The sequence below is a fragment of the Bacillus altitudinis 41KF2b genome (assembly GCF_000691145.1).
Classification (GTDB): domain Bacteria; phylum Bacillota; class Bacilli; order Bacillales; family Bacillaceae; genus Bacillus; species Bacillus altitudinis.
This window is the reverse complement of record NZ_ASJC01000001.1, coordinates 410,495-426,458: the sequence shown is the minus strand read 5'-3', so window position 1 is coordinate 426,458 and position 15,964 is coordinate 410,495. Positions and strand designations below refer to the sequence as shown.

21 protein-coding genes are annotated in these 15,964 nt (G+C 41.4%); 3 read left to right on the top strand and 18 right to left on the bottom strand.

All coding sequences use genetic code 11. From position 1 onward, the window contains the following. Nucleotides 1–4: 4 nt before the first annotated feature. The 5 genes from ftsL to BA79_RS02210 all read right to left on the bottom strand — a co-directional run bounded on the left by ftsL (nucleotide 5) and on the right by BA79_RS02210 (nucleotide 4,525). A complete protein-coding gene (ftsL, locus tag BA79_RS02230) occupies nucleotides 5–352 on the bottom strand; it encodes a cell division protein FtsL (RefSeq protein ID WP_008344998.1) in 348 nt (115 codons plus the stop codon). 36 nt (nucleotides 353–388) lie between these two features. Next, nucleotides 389–1,321 (bottom strand): 16S rRNA (cytosine(1402)-N(4))-methyltransferase RsmH, encoded by a 933-nt coding sequence (gene rsmH, locus BA79_RS02225; RefSeq protein WP_007499781.1) that lies wholly within the window; start codon nucleotides 1,319–1,321, stop codon nucleotides 389–391. Between the two features lie 66 nt (nucleotides 1,322–1,387). After that, nucleotides 1,388–1,819, bottom strand: a complete 432-nt coding sequence (gene mraZ / locus BA79_RS02220) for a division/cell wall cluster transcriptional repressor MraZ (RefSeq protein WP_035701066.1) — start codon at nucleotides 1,817–1,819, stop codon at nucleotides 1,388–1,390. Between the two features lie 127 nt (nucleotides 1,820–1,946). Then, nucleotides 1,947–3,566, bottom strand: coding sequence for a bacillithiol biosynthesis cysteine-adding enzyme BshC (gene bshC, locus BA79_RS02215; protein ID WP_035700658.1), 1,620 nt, complete (start codon nucleotides 3,564–3,566; stop codon nucleotides 1,947–1,949). A gap of 65 nt (nucleotides 3,567–3,631) precedes the next feature. After that, nucleotides 3,632–4,525 carry a 2-dehydropantoate 2-reductase gene (locus BA79_RS02210; protein ID WP_035700655.1) on the bottom strand — a complete coding sequence of 298 codons (894 nt, stop codon included), beginning with the start codon at nucleotides 4,523–4,525 and terminating at the stop codon, nucleotides 3,632–3,634. Between the two features lie 210 nt (nucleotides 4,526–4,735). On the opposite strand from BA79_RS02210, the gene BA79_RS02205 reads away from it, so the two are divergent. Further along, nucleotides 4,736–5,215 (top strand): N-acetyltransferase, encoded by a 480-nt coding sequence (locus tag BA79_RS02205; protein ID WP_007499784.1) that lies wholly within the window; start codon nucleotides 4,736–4,738, stop codon nucleotides 5,213–5,215. Between the two features lie 53 nt (nucleotides 5,216–5,268). Here the strand turns inward: BA79_RS02205 and gerR are convergent, their stop codons facing one another. The 3 genes from gerR to BA79_RS02190 all read right to left on the bottom strand — a co-directional run bounded on the left by gerR (nucleotide 5,269) and on the right by BA79_RS02190 (nucleotide 6,660). Further along, nucleotides 5,269–5,808, bottom strand: a complete 540-nt coding sequence (gene gerR / locus BA79_RS02200; RefSeq protein WP_017359370.1) for a sporulation-specific transcriptional regulator GerR — start codon at nucleotides 5,806–5,808, stop codon at nucleotides 5,269–5,271. Nucleotides 5,809–5,946: 138 nt separating this feature from the next. Beyond that, nucleotides 5,947–6,120, bottom strand: coding sequence for a 50S ribosomal protein L32 (gene rpmF, locus BA79_RS02195; protein WP_008354700.1), 174 nt, complete (start codon nucleotides 6,118–6,120; stop codon nucleotides 5,947–5,949). Nucleotides 6,121–6,141: 21 nt separating this feature from the next. Then, nucleotides 6,142–6,660 (bottom strand): YceD family protein, encoded by a 519-nt coding sequence (locus BA79_RS02190; RefSeq protein WP_008345010.1) that lies wholly within the window; start codon nucleotides 6,658–6,660, stop codon nucleotides 6,142–6,144. Between the two features lie 206 nt (nucleotides 6,661–6,866). Here BA79_RS02190 and BA79_RS02185 point away from each other — a divergent pair, with 206 nt between their 5' ends. Continuing rightward, nucleotides 6,867–8,114 (top strand): nucleotidyltransferase, encoded by a 1,248-nt coding sequence (locus tag BA79_RS02185; RefSeq protein ID WP_368501622.1) that lies wholly within the window; start codon nucleotides 6,867–6,869, stop codon nucleotides 8,112–8,114. Nucleotides 8,115–8,147: 33 nt separating this feature from the next. Here the strand turns inward: BA79_RS02185 and BA79_RS02180 are convergent, their stop codons facing one another. Further along, complete coding sequence (locus BA79_RS02180) at nucleotides 8,148–9,176, bottom strand: SepM family pheromone-processing serine protease (protein WP_035700646.1); 1,029 nt, start codon at nucleotides 9,174–9,176, stop codon at nucleotides 8,148–8,150. 4 nt (nucleotides 9,177–9,180) lie between these two features. After that, entirely contained in the window at nucleotides 9,181–9,960 is a 780-nt protein-coding gene (locus tag BA79_RS02175) for a patatin-like phospholipase family protein (RefSeq protein WP_035700644.1), read from the bottom strand. Nucleotides 9,961–10,116: 156 nt separating this feature from the next. Between BA79_RS02175 and ylbJ the strand changes: the two genes are divergently transcribed. Further along, complete coding sequence (ylbJ, locus tag BA79_RS02170; protein WP_035700641.1) at nucleotides 10,117–11,325, top strand: sporulation integral membrane protein YlbJ; 1,209 nt, start codon at nucleotides 10,117–10,119, stop codon at nucleotides 11,323–11,325. A gap of 13 nt (nucleotides 11,326–11,338) precedes the next feature. Here ylbJ and coaD read toward each other — a convergent pair whose 3' ends face one another. From coaD to BA79_RS02130, 8 genes are all read right to left on the bottom strand, one after another. Beyond that, the gene (gene coaD / locus BA79_RS02165; RefSeq protein ID WP_007499803.1) at nucleotides 11,339–11,821 is read right to left on the bottom strand and encodes a pantetheine-phosphate adenylyltransferase; all 483 of its coding nucleotides are present in this window, start codon (nucleotides 11,819–11,821) and stop codon (nucleotides 11,339–11,341) included. A gap of 3 nt (nucleotides 11,822–11,824) precedes the next feature. After that, nucleotides 11,825–12,382 (bottom strand): 16S rRNA (guanine(966)-N(2))-methyltransferase RsmD, encoded by a 558-nt coding sequence (gene rsmD, locus BA79_RS02160; protein ID WP_007499805.1) that lies wholly within the window; start codon nucleotides 12,380–12,382, stop codon nucleotides 11,825–11,827. 312 nt (nucleotides 12,383–12,694) lie between these two features. Further along, nucleotides 12,695–12,967 carry a YlbG family protein gene (locus BA79_RS02155; protein ID WP_008345023.1) on the bottom strand — a complete coding sequence of 91 codons (273 nt, stop codon included), beginning with the start codon at nucleotides 12,965–12,967 and terminating at the stop codon, nucleotides 12,695–12,697. A 65-nt stretch (nucleotides 12,968–13,032) separates the two neighbouring features. Further along, a complete protein-coding gene (gene ricF, locus BA79_RS02150; RefSeq protein ID WP_007499807.1) occupies nucleotides 13,033–13,482 on the bottom strand; it encodes a regulatory iron-sulfur-containing complex subunit RicF in 450 nt (149 codons plus the stop codon). A gap of 57 nt (nucleotides 13,483–13,539) precedes the next feature. Further along, entirely contained in the window at nucleotides 13,540–13,947 is a 408-nt protein-coding gene (locus BA79_RS02145; RefSeq protein ID WP_007499810.1) for a hypothetical protein, read from the bottom strand. A gap of 73 nt (nucleotides 13,948–14,020) precedes the next feature. Beyond that, nucleotides 14,021–14,269, bottom strand: coding sequence for a YlbE-like family protein (locus BA79_RS02140; RefSeq protein WP_017359376.1), 249 nt, complete (start codon nucleotides 14,267–14,269; stop codon nucleotides 14,021–14,023). A gap of 19 nt (nucleotides 14,270–14,288) precedes the next feature. Then, nucleotides 14,289–14,702, bottom strand: a complete 414-nt coding sequence (locus BA79_RS02135; RefSeq protein WP_017367184.1) for a YlbD family protein — start codon at nucleotides 14,700–14,702, stop codon at nucleotides 14,289–14,291. 109 nt (nucleotides 14,703–14,811) lie between these two features. After that, complete coding sequence (locus tag BA79_RS02130; protein ID WP_008345031.1) at nucleotides 14,812–15,855, bottom strand: CAP domain-containing protein; 1,044 nt, start codon at nucleotides 15,853–15,855, stop codon at nucleotides 14,812–14,814. Nucleotides 15,856–15,964 lie beyond the last annotated feature (109 nt).

Here is a 15,964-nt window from a genome sequence, read left to right as displayed (position 1 = left end):
CATGTTAATCGACCTTCTTAACATCTTTCGATATGCTTAAGCCCGCTTTTTTAGCGGCTTCAATGATTCTCTCTGGTTCACTTAGTAAATCTTTTTCCTTTTGCAGTTCGGTGATCTTTTTCGATTCTAATGACACTTGCTGTTCTAGTTTCTGCACTTCGATATTTGCGTGATAAACAGCAAAGGCTTTCGAAATGATGAGGATCGAGCTGCACATGAGAGCCATGACAAACATGACAAGTAAGATTTTTTCACCAAGTGTAATAGAACCTCTTCTTCTAATCACAACCGATTGACCTTGCTGCTCGGTTTGATGTTGCTTTACTTCTCTTTGGTAAGCCAAATTACTCATAAGAAACCTCCTTTTTATCATCATCTATGGTGTCGTTTACTTTTTTTCTGCAATTCGGAGCTTCGCTGAACGGGCACGGTTGTTATATTCCAGCTCTTGTTCTGATGCAACGATTGGTTTTCTCGTGATCAGCTTCAGTTTTGGTTCAAGTCCTTCTGGAATCACTGGTAGTCCGTGCGGAAGTTCTGGAAGAGAAGACATTTCTTTAAATGTACTTTTACAAATCCGATCTTCAAGTGAATGGAATGTAATGACAGAAATTCTCCCCTTCGGATTGAGTAACTCTATTGCTTGTTCTAGTGCTTCTTCAAATACTTTCAATTCGTCATTTACGGCAATTCGGATCGCTTGAAATACTCTTTTCGCTGGATGTCCGCCTTTTCGTCTTGCAGGTGCGGGAATTCCTTCTTTAATAATGTCGACAAGCTCACCTGTTGTTTCAATTGGCGCTTTTTTTCTGGCTTCTTCAATTTTGCGTGCGATTTGCTTGCTGAATTTTTCTTCCCCATATTTGTAGAAAATCCGAACTAGATCTTCAAATGGCCATTCATTCACCACTTGTTTTGCCGACAAAGCAGCGGTTTGATCCATTCGCATGTCAAGAGGTGCATCATGGTGATAACTAAAGCCTCTCTCTGGTGTGTCAAGCTGAGGTGATGAAACCCCAAGATCAAAAATCACACCGTCTACGCTTGTAATTCCTTGTTCATTCAGACGTTCTTTTAAATATCGGAAGTTGCTTTTTATGAAAAGAATGTTCGCTTTAACATGTGCGAGCTTCTCTCGTGCATGATCCAGTGCAGCATCGTCTTGGTCAAACCCAATCAATGTACCTTTTTCTGATAATTGAGATAGTAAATATGAGCTATGACCTGCGCCGCCTAGCGTGCAGTCCACATATGTACCGTCTTCTTTGACGTTTAAACCGTCAACTGTTTCTTTTAATAATACTGTCTCATGTTGAAACATGATGATATGGTCCCACCTTTTTCAAATAGAAATGAATGTGTAGAAAGCTTGCTGCACAAGGGATTATTATATATCAAATCCAATCATGTTTTCAGCAATTTCAGCAAAAGAATCTTCTTGCTCTTCTGTATATTGTTCCCAGATCGACTTACTCCACAACTCAATTCGATTTGAAACGCCGATGACCACACATTCTTTTTCGAGTTTTGCATATTGGAGTAGGTTGGATGCGATGTTAATGCGCCCCTGCTTGTCCAGATCACATTCAACTGCGCCGGAGAAGAAGAACCGGGTAAACGCACGTGCATCTTTTTTCGTTAGCGGCAGTGCTTTGAGTTTCTCTTCAATTAGTTTCCACTCACTCATAGGGTAGCCAAATAAACATTGATCAAGCCCTCTCGTCAGCACAAACTGTTCTCCGAGATCGTCTCTAAATTTAGCAGGGATGATCATGCGCCCTTTTGTATCAATCGTATGTTGGTATTCACCCATGAACATGATATCAGAGCCCCACTTTCTCACCCATACTCTCCACTATCCACCACTTCTCTCCACAAAACTTATTTTACACTGTTTCCACATAAAAAAAAACCCTGAACTAGTCAGGGTTCATTAAAACTTTATTTCAAAGTTTGACAATTTGTTGCTTGTTTTGAAATGAAAATGGCAGATTTTTGAACGTTTTGAAGAATTCTGGACCATATTTGTTTAAAAAGTACATGATATTCCAAATTCTTTCTTGTGGTGCTTCGAGTGGTTTTAAACTATTTTCAATCCGTTCAAAATCTCGAAGGATGTATCCTTCCTTCTCTTCCACACGCTTTGCAACCTTTTGATAAACAAATTGAAGCTGGTCTTCTATAAATTTGGCATTTTTATCTAATAGCTGTTCAAAGCTTGGTTCGATCTCTAGCGCTTCTTGTCTCATTGCCTCATGAACATTCGCTAATTCACGTTTGGCATGTTGAACCGATTGAACAAAGCTGTCTGGGAGACTTTGCTGAAAGTGCGCATCCTTCTTTTCTTTCACGCCTTTTGTCAGCACTTCTTCAACCGACAATTCTCTTATCGGCAGCTTCTTATCAATGTGCCTTTCAAGAATGGTGACGTGCAGTCTTGGAAGAACGGGTGCCATTTTGACATCGAAGTACTCGAAGATGCCTTTCAGCTCACCCCAATAGTTCACTTCACCGTGTCCAGCCATAAAAGCAAGCGTTGGAAGAAGGGTTTCCTGCATCAATGGACGGGTCACCACATTATTGCTAAACCGCTCTGGGTGCTCCTCGACTTCCTGCAAAAGCTCATCTTTTGTCCAAGTAAGCCCCACTTCGGATATAGAAAATTGGCCATTCTCTTTTTCCATGAGGAAACGCTCATCATCATATTCGTAAAACAAGTTGGCTTGATGGTCACCAGCTTCAATAATCGGCTGATACCCCGCTTGTTTCATGGCAGCCTGCGTGTTATTTAAGCGAGCCACGATCGCATCACTCGACTCCACAATTTGCTTGAATAACGTACGTTCAAGTGGCTTCACGCCGAAGTCTCCTGAATTCAATAACAGCAGTCCATCTTCTTCAAATAGATCGCAAACAATCCACTCAAAGAAATCAGTAAACGTTTCTGATTTGCGTAAACATCGAAGAAGCTGATCAAACAAGTCATTTGTGTAAGCAGATTCCTCATAGGTTGAAAATACATCACGAAGCCATCTCTCTGTTTTCTCTTGGTGGAGAGGTGTTCTTTTCGCAGCTGTTTTTTTCACATGATGTAATGGAAGCTTTTGTTTGACTGGGCCTTTTTCGCCAGACGTGTACACAAAGTTAATTTCGTCTACATCGTGATCTTCACCCGCTACCCAAAAGACCGGAATAACAGGAACGCCAAGCGCTGATTCTTTTTCTTTGGCAAACTGAATAATGGAAATGATTTTATGTATGGTATAAAGCGGACCTGCCAGTAAGCCTGCCTGCTGTCCTCCAACCACCATGACGCTCCGTTCATCACGGATCTTCTCAATATTCTCACGCATGGCAGCCGAATCAAATTTTGCATGATATGCGCTCATATAATCCGCTAAAGCCTCGCGCGGGAAGCTCCTTTCCATGAGATCGTCGTATCTCTTTTTCCATGTGTGCTCAGAATGTATATCATAATCAAAAAAAGCAGTCATCTCTTTTTTTTCTTCTATATAATCACGTATGAATAAATTCTGACTTCGGATGGAAAGTTCAGTCAATTGCATGTTTAGAACTTCCTTTCTTCAATAAATAGTTAGTTTCCCGAAAAAAGTATAGCATGTAAATGAGCTCACTCAAAAGATTTTGTTTGCTTTTTTTCCAATACTTCCAAGCTTCTATTCAAGAAAGTGAGGAATGGCGGCGTCATCCCTTGACCTTGAGCTTTTTTTAAAAGGTAGCCAATGATTGCTTTTCTTTCAGTTTGGCGGCCTTTGACGATATCTTGCAGCATCGACGATTGATTGGCAGCCGTTTGATGGCAAATCGATTTCACATGAGCCCATAGACGATCTTTTTCAGGCAACCGTAGAATGGAAACCGCTTCTTCAAATGCACATGTCATCATATGTTCATATGATGGGTTCGATACCAATTCCCCATTATTCACATGTAATAAAGCCGTCAACGGATTAATACACACATTGACGAGCAGTTTTTCCTCCAGTATCTTTTTCCATTCATCTGTATAAATCATTTGAAAATCGGCCGATGACAATCCACTACTCATAGGTCCTTTTTCCTCATGCAGAAATGCTCCCCACTTGATGACACCAATTCCTGTATGGTTTACTGCGCGATCAGACACCTTCATTGCGCCATGCTCTACTACACCAATATATAACTGATGTGCCGCTTTCCAGTTCTTTAAATCGAATAAGTGGGCCATTCCGTTCTGCAAAAATAAGATCCGCTGACGAGGCAGTCCTGATAATTCACTTAGAACATCTTGCAGGTGATGATACTTCACTGTCACAATCAGCAAATCAAATATTCCTTTGACTCCCGTATCGGCCCCAACAGCTGATTGAATGGTTTCCCCTCTTACCATTCGTTCAATGCCTAATGCTCGAATTTCTTCTGCCTGCTGTTTTCTTCTTGTAAAGAGGGTGATGTCATGATGCTCTGATAAATAACTAGCACAAAGCAGACCAATCGCACCACCGCCAATGATTCCAATTTTCAATTGCCGCACTTCCCTTTTTCTGTTTACTTCATGTTATCAACTATTTTACCAGTTTCGTGCTACGATGCAAAAAGCAGATAACGCGCTATGATTGAATTTTTTTAATTAAAAAACTATAATAATAAGTGTAAAAACTTTTTTAGGCGGATGGGATGAAAACGCCTTCAATGACATCACTGTCGACATTATGTGTGTAAGGGGGAAGATCACATGACACAAGTAAAACGTCTTCTGATTAACTACAAAACATTAGAGGAATTTAAACAATTTAAGGAATATGGCATACAAGAACTTTCCATGCTTGAAGACCTAGAAAGTAATATGATTGAAAATGACAGCAACTCTCCATTTTATGGGATTTACTTTGGAGATAAGCTTGTGGCACGTATGAGCCTCTATCAAGTAGATGGCTCGACGACGACGTATTTTGACCATAATCATGATTATCTAGAGCTGTGGAAGCTAGAAGTGCTGCCAGGATATCAGCGTAAAGGATACGGCGAAGCGCTTGTTGATTTCGCAAAATCTTTCGGCCTTCCAATTCGAACGAATCCACGCGTCAAATCTGCCGGTTTTTGGGATAAAATGGGCTTTGAAGCGGTGAAATATGATATGGAACGCGATAAAGGAGAAAACCCACTCATTTGGGAGCCTGCACATATTCAAAAGAACACAGGTGAGTCCGCTTAATCATTTTAATCAATAAGAAAACGCCCCTCTTTCCATCTGTGAGGGGCGTTTTCTTATTTTGCGTAATCTTTTAAGCTGATATTCTGTTTGACTCTTTCTACAATACCAATAAGTGCCCGGTAATCTTCTTCTGTCATTTTTAATTGACGCTTCAGCTGTTCATTTTCTTCGGTGAGTGATTTTAATTGATGCTGTGCATCTTTAAGCTCCTCCCGTAAATAAGCTGGACCAGATGGTTCTTTCTCAAGCTGCTCTAGAAACCGAATTACTTCTCGAAGCGTCAGTTCAGTCTGATCAGAAGATGCCTTCTCCTCTATGGTGAACGCATGCTGCGGTAAACCCGAAGAATGGATACCAATTTTTTTACGCAGTTCTTTTCGCTGTTTTTTGGCAAGCTCAATGCCTGCCTGGTACTGCTTTCTGACGTAAGAATTCCACCTGAATCCACATGCTGCTGCTGTTCTTGACAATGCTTTTCCAACCTCTTCAAATGCTGAAAGCTGGGTACCGCCATCTCGGATATGCCTTAAGACAACTTCTGCTAAAAGTAAATCTTCATCTTGTGTCCATGCGTCCTGCCGTGTAATCGTCAACTCATCATCCCCCCTGAATCTGAATACCACATCATATGCGCTTACTAGAGTAGATAGACTATTTGCAGGAGAGAAACCTAAAAAATAGATCAATAAAAAAACGCAAGGGAAGATTCCCTCACGTTTTTTTATCAAGCATTAGTTGCTTTTTACGTCTTTGCCTTTGTATGTTCCGCAAGATTTGCAGACACGATGAGAAATTTTCATTTCACCGCATTCTGGGCAAGCTACCATACCAGGTACTTGTAGTTTGAAATGCGTACGACGCAATCTTTTTTTCATTTTAGAAGTTCTTCTAAAAGGTACAGCCATTATTCCCACCTCCTTAAAGAGTTAAGATTCATTATTTTCTTCTAAGAGCTTCTTCAAGCCTTCCAGACGAGGATCAATTCGGTTTTGATGTGCATCTTCCGAAATGACCGCCCAGTCATTCCCTTCCTGTGGTGCAGCACCTTTTACGTCAGCTTGGTCGCAAAAGATTTGCATGGGCACTTCAAGAAGAATTTCTTCCTTGACTATAGGCGTTAAGTCGATGATATCGTCTTCTACAACAGATACGTCTTCATCTTCTATATCGTCTGTCTTATGAAGTACAAATAGTTCTTTTGTTGAAATCGCAAATGGATAATTTACATCAACAAGCGTTCTTGAACAAGGCAATGTCATTTCACCTGTGATGGTTAAATCAAATGCGACTTGCTTTGATTCGATCACTCCAGTCCCTTTCACCTCTACTGGTGAAATGCGACGTATATCTGAATGAAGGCTAGTAAGTTCATTTAAGTCAACCGTCTCATGAAAATCGAAGCTGTTTTTAGCTTTTTGATGTAACTGATAAACTGTCCATTTCAATTGTATCACCTCTAAGAGCAACAAACATGATTATAGCTTTCATCATGCTATTTGTCAATATTTTTTCTTTACAGTCCTTCATGACGTCAAAGGGCTGTTTGACATCAGTTCTCGGAATGCCTACACTGAAAAAAATGGTCTTCATTTTTCCCTTATGCTACTGTAGCACAGACCATTTAACCATAGCAAGAAAGGCGGAACATCTATTGAAAGCAGTGGGAGTCGTTGTCGAGTACAATCCATTTCATTATGGGCATGCCTATCATGTGAACCAGGCGAAAAAACAAACCTCCTCAGATGTTGCCATTGCCGTCATGAGCGGTTCTTTCCTCCAGCGCGGGGAGCCTGCCATCGTTTCAAAATGGGCACGTACAAAAATGGCACTGCAAAACGGTGTAGACATTGTGTGTGAGCTTCCATACATATATGTCGTACAAAAGGCAGAAACCTTCGCCAATGGCGCTGTGTCCATCCTCGATGCATTAAAATGCCATTCTCTTTTTTTCGGCAGTGAGGATGGAGAGATCAAAGCATTTGAGCGCACAGCACACGCTTGGCATGAAAAAAAGGCAGAGATTGACCTTTTAACAAAAGAAAAGGTGAAAGAAGGTCTTAGTTATCCCGCAGCAGCAGCAGGTGCGTTTCATGAGGCCATTCATTCTGAACACTTACTGGATTTGTCCAAACCAAATAACATTTTAGGCTTTCATTATGTTAAAGCCATCTTAGAGAGAGCTCCTCACATGCAGCCTTTTACGTCTCAAAGAATTGCATCTGATTATCATGATGAAGAACTACCTGACAACCAAAAAATCGCAAGCGCCACAAGTATCCGAAAAGCTTTAAAAGAACAGAGCTCATTTCAAGCAGTCACGCCCTACCTCCCGGACGCTACTTTAAAGCAATTACACGACTATCATTCTTCATATGGTCTTTTACATACGCAAGAAGCCTATTTTCGCTTTCTGAAACATGTTTTTCATACAATGGATACGAGTGAACTAGAGGGCATCTATGAAATTGAAGAAGGCATTGAACACCGCATGCAAAAAGCCATGACACATGCGTCTTCCTACGAGGAGTATCTATCACTTGTCAAAACAAAACGATATACGTGGACAAGGTTACAGCGGATGAATACGCATCTATTAATGAACGTGAAGAAAAAGACGATGCACGAGCTGCTTGAAGAGAAAAAAGCGCCCTATATTCGTTTACTTGGAATGACAAGGAAAGGACAACAGTACCTGTCTCTTGTAAAAAAAGAGTTGGATGTACCACTTGTGAGTAAACTGTCTTCCTTTTCACATCCCGCCCTTGATCTTGATATTCGCGCTTCAAGGGTGTTCAGCCTTCCCATCTGTGAACCCATGCAAACAGAATTAACGAAAGCAGAGTTTAAAACATCACCGATTCGATATGATGAAGAGAGCGGGCTCTTTTCACCTCGATAGAAAAAAAGCAGCCTGCAAGTCAGGCTGCTCTTTTTATGATGCTTTCTCTTTTAATTTGTTTAAATAGTTTAGTGCGTCCTGCATGGTATCCACAGGAACGATTTTCATATCACTTTTAATATCTTTTGCTGTTTTGACTGCATTTTTGTAGTCAGAGTTTGGGTCACCTTTATCATTCGGTGCAAAGAAGATGTCTTTTCCTGCTTTGTCTGCTGCAACAACCTTTTGATCAATTCCGCCAATCGGTCCGACTGTACCATCTGCATCAATCGTTCCAGTCCCTGCGATCGCATAGCCATGTGTTTCATCTTCTTTTGTCAGCTGATTGTAAATTTCAAGTGACATCATTAAACCAGCCGATGGACCGCCGATGTTTTCGATGTCCACTTTCACAGAAGGAGACACTTTCACATGACGGTCTGTAAATAATGATACGCCAATTCCCACTCGTTTTGGCTCTTCTTTAAATGGTTTTAACGTCACGTTCTGCGTGATTTCTTTGCCATTACGTTCAAGTACAAAACGGACAGCAGCGCCTGCTTTTTTACTGCTAATATACGAAACCATTTTATCTGCTGACTCATATGTACGGCCGTCGACGCTTTTGATCTTATCGCCCACTTCAATCTTCCCATATGCAGGCATTCCTTTCATCACATAGCTCGCATATACCCCATTAAACGTATAATCTACTTTTTTCCCCGCTTTTGTATAAGCGGCAATCATCGCATTTTCTTGAGAACTTTTCATGAGCTGCAGCTGCCGTTTCATATAATCCTCATCAGACTCTCCGTCTGCTTTAATATTTTCTTCTGGAACGATTTCGTCATACTTGTTCATTTTTGCAAGCAAATACGTATATGGATTGGCTGGACCTACTTTAATGGTCATAAGAGAAAAGCTGCCCTTCTCGCCATATCCTCCGTCTACTTGAATGTGTGGCGCAATTTCTGTTGCATCACCTGGCTTTGTGACGTAATAGGGCAGTTTCACAAAAGTTAAGCCAAATAAGACTAGAACAACAGCAAAAAAGCTGAGCCAGCGAATATTTAATTTTTTCATTCGATTAACACTCCCATTTATCAATGACATCTTTCAGTTTTTCTCTTAGTTGGTCGGCGGCGAGTTCCCCTGCTTCAATCATTTCTTGAACCTGTGTAAACGCACTAGAGCTAAAGGTCTCAAGCTTCGGCCGAATCATGAGATCTGCATGAATGGTTTGGTGACGAACCAATTCATTTTGAAGGATGTCCAAACTTTGCATAATGACATCCGATAATCTCGTTGCCTTTTCTGTTTTTTTCACCCTTGATACATCAGAGGCGATAATGAGATCTGCCCCCATTTCTTTCAGAACAGAGACAGGAATGCGGTCCACTACCGCTCCATCCACCAATTGCCTGCCGCCTATTTCATGCGGAACAAACACACCCGGAATGCTAATGCTTGCCCTGACTGCTTGTGAGACAGACCCTTCTTTGAACACAACCTTCTCCCCTGTCTGAAGGTCACAGGCGACAATCGCAAGAGGCACGCGCATTTCTTCAATATTCTTCCCATATGTAAACGTGTGAATCAGCTGCAAAATTCGATTTCCTTTTAACAGACCGATTTTTGGCAGTGTATAGTCAGCATAATACTTTCTTCTGAAGACAAGTGCAAGTTTTTTCATTTTTTCTACGTCTTGTCCTGCCGCATAAAAGCTCCCCACAAGAGCACCAATACTGCTTCCTGCGATCATATCCACCTGAATTCCTTGTTTCTCAAGACTAGATAAAACCCCGATATGCGCCATCCCTCTGGTACCCCCGGAGCCCAGCGCAAGCCCGATAATCGGTCGTTTCATGAATCCACCCTCCTCTTTCTATGCATATATACGAATCTATAGGTCTAAACATGCCCCTTCTCATCGTATAGTAATAGAAGACAGGCTCGGCTAGCATCTCTTTTTCTTTAATCACGAGCTAGCCAATAGATTATAACGGCAAGGGGCGACATCTCCATGAAAAAATGGAACACTCTGTTCATCGCTGCTTTTTTTATCTTTTTAACAGCCACTGTGATAACACATCCACAAGCCTCTTTGCAAGCATCAAAAAATGGACTTGCAATGTGGTGGGAAGTGGTTTTTCCATCGCTGCTACCTTTTTTTATTTTGTCCGAGCTATTAATCAGTTTCGGGATTGTCAGATTTGTCGGCGTATTATTAGAGCCATTTATGCGGCCTATCTTTCGGGTGCCTGGTGTCGGCGGTTTTGTATTAGCGATGGGAATGGCCTCTGGTTTTCCTTCTGGCGCTAAATTGACGACAAGACTTCGGCAGGAAGGACAGCTGACAAGAATTGAAGCAGAACGCCTTGTGTCATTTACCAATTCTTCAAACCCTTTGTTCATTTTTGGAGCAGTGGCTGTAGGATTTTTTCATCACCCAGCTTTAGGCATTGTGTTAGCCTGTGCACATTATTTAGGAAATCTCGCGGTTGGGGTGACGATGCGTGGATATAAAGCACGTCATGATGCGCACCTCAGAAGCCGAAAAGGATTTTTATTGCCTCCAATTCGAGAAGCATTCAGCGCTCTTCATACGGCAAGACTCGCAGAAAAAAGACCACTTGGCCAAATATTAAGTGACGCTGTCATGTCATCTGTTCAAACGCTTTTTATGATTGGCGGCTTTATCATTTTATTTTCTGTCTTTAGTCAAATGCTCGCTGTTGTGCATGTAACAGATCTTCTCTCTATCGGGATCGGTTATATACTGAAAACGATGCATCTTCCGCCAGAATTAGATCTAGCCATGATTGCGGGTCTATTTGAAATCACATTAGGAAGTCAACTCACAGGGTCACAAGAGGTTTCCCTGCTCGCTAAAACGATTGTGGTCAGCTTTATTTTAGGATTTAGCGGATTCTCCGTTCAAGCTCAGGTAGCCGGCATTTTGGCAGCAACCGATATACGTTTTAAACCGTTTTTCTTGGCCCGTTTGCTTCACGGTATTTACGCAGCCGTCTTTGCCTTTTTGTTATTCAAACCCCTTTACGTCTCTAAAGCAGACATGGCGCTTCCAGCAGGGGCATTTGAAGCAAGCGAGCAAGTCGTGGTGTTTAGCAGCGTGTTATGGAATCAGCTTGTATCTGCTGGTCCCCTCATCACCTTGTTCAGTCTGATCGTGTATATTGCGCTCTATTATCAGAAATTAAAAAATGGATGAGTGCACAGTGCACTCATCCATTAAATTTTTCTTTCAGCGCAGCTTCGACCTCTTGCGGTACAAGCTCTTTGACTGATCCATGATACTTCGCTACTTCTTTAACAATGCTTGAACTTAAGAAGGAGTATTGATTATTCGTCATCATAAAGAACGTTTCAATGTCATCATTCAACACTTTGTTCATTGATGTCCCTTGCATCTCGTATTCAAAGTCCGTCACCGCTCTAAGTCCGCGTAAAATGACTTTCGCCTCTTTTTGTTTCGCATAATCAACGAGCAGTCCATGAAAGGATTCCACTTTGATATTCGGCAGCTCCTTTGTTGCTTGACGAATCAGTTCACACCGCTCTTCAACAGTAAACAACGGCTTTTTTGACGAGTTATTGAGGACGCACACATATACTTCATCAAAAATCTTAGCCCCTCTTTTGATAATATCCAAATGGCCCAATGTGACTGGATCGAAGCTACCCGGACAAACGGCTATATTCCCCATGCTTTAATTTCCCCGCTTTCTATAGATCGTAATGCCAGTCATTCCGTACATTTCCTGCCTTGAGATATGTAGCTGTCCTGCTTCCTCTGGCAGTGTCACATCTTTATCGTGCTCACAGACAATGACGCCATCATCTGCTAATAAGGAATGCTCATCAATCGTATCAAGAAGTGCTTTCAACTTTTGATCTTTATACGGCGGATCAAGGAAGATGGCTTGAAAAGATTCTTCTCGCTTCACTACAGCAGCGAGTGCACGGTTTGCATCATTTCGAAACACTTCACTTTGATCCATCAGCGACAATTGATTCAAGTTGCCTTTAATCGTCTGAATTGCCTTCATATCTCGATCCACAAAAATACAATGATCGAACCCTCTAGAAAGCGCTTCAATACCTAAACCACCACTTCCAGCAAATAAATCAAGGGCCCATCCCCCATCAAAATACGGTCCAATCATATTAAAAATGGATTCTTTTACTTTATCTGTTGTTGGTCTTGTTGATTGGCCGGGTACGGCTTTCAGCGTGCGGCCTTTTTTTGTTCCAGAAATCACTCTCATTTTTCCACCACTTTTTCTGCTTGCATCTATTGAATATTGTTTGATGACAAAAAATTCAACATTATCTTACCATATCCACTCCACATGGGACAATGCACTGAATTCCATTCATTTTCTATGTATAGATCACAAAAGAGAGGGTCATACTACTGTTAACAGCATCTGATGTGGTGCTGTTGCCAACCGCGGAGAAGACTTACGTTTCCCCATAAGTTCTTCCTCCGGTTTCTCCTCTCCCTTTGCCTTCTCCTTAATGAATCATTAAGAATAGAAGGACCCCGCGGGTGATGCCGCGGGGGTTTTTTTGTGTCTTTAAAAGCCCACCTTATAGTCATACTCTTTTGCTTTGTCCAATTTCGATTCGTACTCTAATTTAATAAAAGGTTTATAGGAAGGCTCAACACGTTTCACAAATGGTAATGAACTGAGCTTTGCCATGTGGCGCTCAAGATCATTCATATCACAATAAATCACTGCATATTTCATTTTCCTTGAAATATAGTGAACATTCCCAAATTTCCTTAGCGCTTTTGACTGCTTTAACGAATGCAGCCAAACGACCATCCCTTGACGTTTGGTATCCATCTTTTCACCTGCCGCTTTTCAATTCTTTCCGTTCATTATGTAAAAGACGAGACGTTCAAGTCTCGTCAAGATACTTTACAGCCACAGCTGCCTCCTGATCCACAGCCACCGCCGCATGATGATAGACCATCAAAATATGGGTTCCCTGTTGGAACTTTAATATATGCTGATACAGCTTGACCGATTTCAATACTAATCTCATCTAAGATGGATTGAATCGCTGTTTCTGCTTTTTTGAAATCAACCACTGTATCGTGAAGATCTAGCTTTCTTTTGACCTCACGCATTTCTTTTGAGATCGTTCTATAGTCCGGATGGTATTTGCCGAACCGCTGCACATCTTCATATTGCTCTTTTACTTTTGTAAAATGGGCAATAATTTGTTGGGCTTCTTCGTCTTGCTGGAGACGCTTAAAGCAGTTGCGGTAATGTTCAGCCTCCTCCGACTGAAGAATCATGGCAGCCAATTGATTTGCTTCCTCTTGGAGCTCCACAGATTCGATTGTCGCATACATAAATGTTGCACCTCCAATTCATAGTTTACCACGAAACCTATGGATCAGAAAATGCTTTTACGTGACAAATACATCCCACGTCTCTCTTTTCTGCTTATATTCAGGGTGACGAGAATTTAGCACAACGGTCATTTTATGCTTTCCTTTTGAAAGGTGCTTGACCACAAACGCCGCAGTATACTCATTGCCTGCCCGTTTCCCGTCTACATACACAGTAAAATACCCCGCCTTCTTATCCTTTTTCAGGGGTGAAGGTTCAAGGTGAAAATCTTGAAGTGTACTTTCTATATACACAACAGATCCCTGCACTTTGTATTTTAAAAAGCCTTGCTGCTTCATTTCACTTTGCGTCTGCTGCATGACTGGTACTGCTGGTTCTTGCCTAGTTACTTGCTCTTGATCATGTTGACTTTGACATCCGGTGAGAAGAAAAAGCAATGCGCATATTGACAGCATCCATTTCATGTTCTGATTCTCCTTTCGTCTACTTTCATAGGATGCTCATGAAATAGACATCTTAATCAACTCAAAAAAAGCCTCACCCGGCTCCATTTTGATTGCGCATTGCTTGGAACATCTGAATCATCATTTCAGCCATTTGGACACTATTGCTCAACTGGCTCACACGATGAGGAATGGTTTTTTCGTAAAAGTTCATTTTATCTAATTCAAACGAAGTGACATTTTCAGGATGCCGCGTTAACTGTCTATACCAGAGTGGGCGCTGCCTGATGAATTTGATTCGATCCTCTTCGGCCATGACAAACTCTTGTACTTCTCTCCGCACCAAAAGCATCCCCTTTCAATTAATCTTTCCTGAAGGAGAATGGGTGCTGGCTGCCTCCAGATGAACCCTTCTTTGAGCCATTTGATGAAAATTGACCGAGTAAGCTTTGTAAAGAGGAAATAGACTGGCTCATTTTATTAATTTGTTCATTCATTTGATCAGCGTCCATTTTTTTCACTGCAGAAACCATTTTAGACATAAAATCTGCTTTTCCCGGTTCACTTTGCTTAGCGGCTTTTTCTTCTTTTGCTTCTTCCTTTTGTGTTTGCCGGTAAGGAGACCACATATCATCTTCCTCACCAAACATGACCCAATTCTCGTATAAACTTTGCCAGCTTTTTTCTTGCGTCTGCACTTCTTGGATTAATTTCGGATGGCGTCTGACGAACTGTTTAAATTCATCAATGGATGTTTGCTTTTGCTTATTTGTCATATCCTCACCCCCCATACAAATGCCTACTATACTATATACATCTGGATCTATTTTGGTGAGCCCTTTTCATAAAAAAACAGCCGCCATCTGTGCGCAGCTGTTTAGAGGATTAAGACGTTTTCTTAATGAAGTTTTGTGTATAGTACTTTTCTTTCACACCAACGCCAAGGTGCGTGTAATCTTGATTTAACAATGCCTTCCGGTGACCTTCGCTATTCAGCCAGCCTTCTACAGCTGCAGGGCCATCAACATAATTATACGCAATGTTTTCCCCCGCAAGTTGAAATGCGACCTCTCCTCTTTCTAACCGGTCTTTCAGCGTGCCGTATTTTTTAGATTCATGGGAGAAATAATGATGATCTTTCATGTCCTCACTATGCATGAATGCCACTTCAGAGGTTTCATCGTCCCACTTTAAGGTCGGTAGTTTGTACTTATGGCGGATAATATTGGTCATATCAAAAATTTGTTTTTGACTCGACGCTTCAATATCCTTCCACTTTTCGCCTGATATCGCCTCAGGTTCAATTAATTGACCTCGATAAACGACTTCATACGGCTTTTGTTTGACAAATGTATCTGCGTTAAAGGCTCTAATGCTCGAAAGAGTGCTTTCAAACTTATCCATGTAGAGCTGGACATACACATCATCTCCCACTTTCACCGTCGGCCTGGTATTCATATCATCTTCTGAGAATTCAAAGCGATATGAATTTCCCTCGTCCTCTACATGAATGTAAGGAGCGATTTGTGTTTTTTTAAATACTTCACTTGTGGCTTGACCGATTTTAAACGGCTCAACATTCAGCCCATCCCCTGTCGCAAACAAGGTCACCACTTTACTGTCCTTTACCCCTACTTGAATATAGTGTTTCTTCGATTGATTGTATATCCACCAGTCATAATCATATGCGGAAGGATCAATGCGATCTGGTTCCCCTAGCTGTTTAAGCACTTCGTTTGAAGACTTCCCCATAAAGGACATGAGACCTTTTTTCGGAATGTTGATCGGCTTATCGCTAGATGTTTCTTCATTAGACACCTTCGGCTCATTGCTGTTTTCTTTTTCTGGTGAAGATCCATATTGAATAAACAGAACGTACGTTCCAGATATAATCAGGAGGATGAAGAGTGTTTTCAGCACAGTTTTCAAATAAACACCTCCGTTAAATTGGCAAGGTACAAAAAGTACCTTCTATTGTCATTTAAACAAAACTTGCTCCATTTATCAACGACAATACAGCCTATTTAACACGAATTTA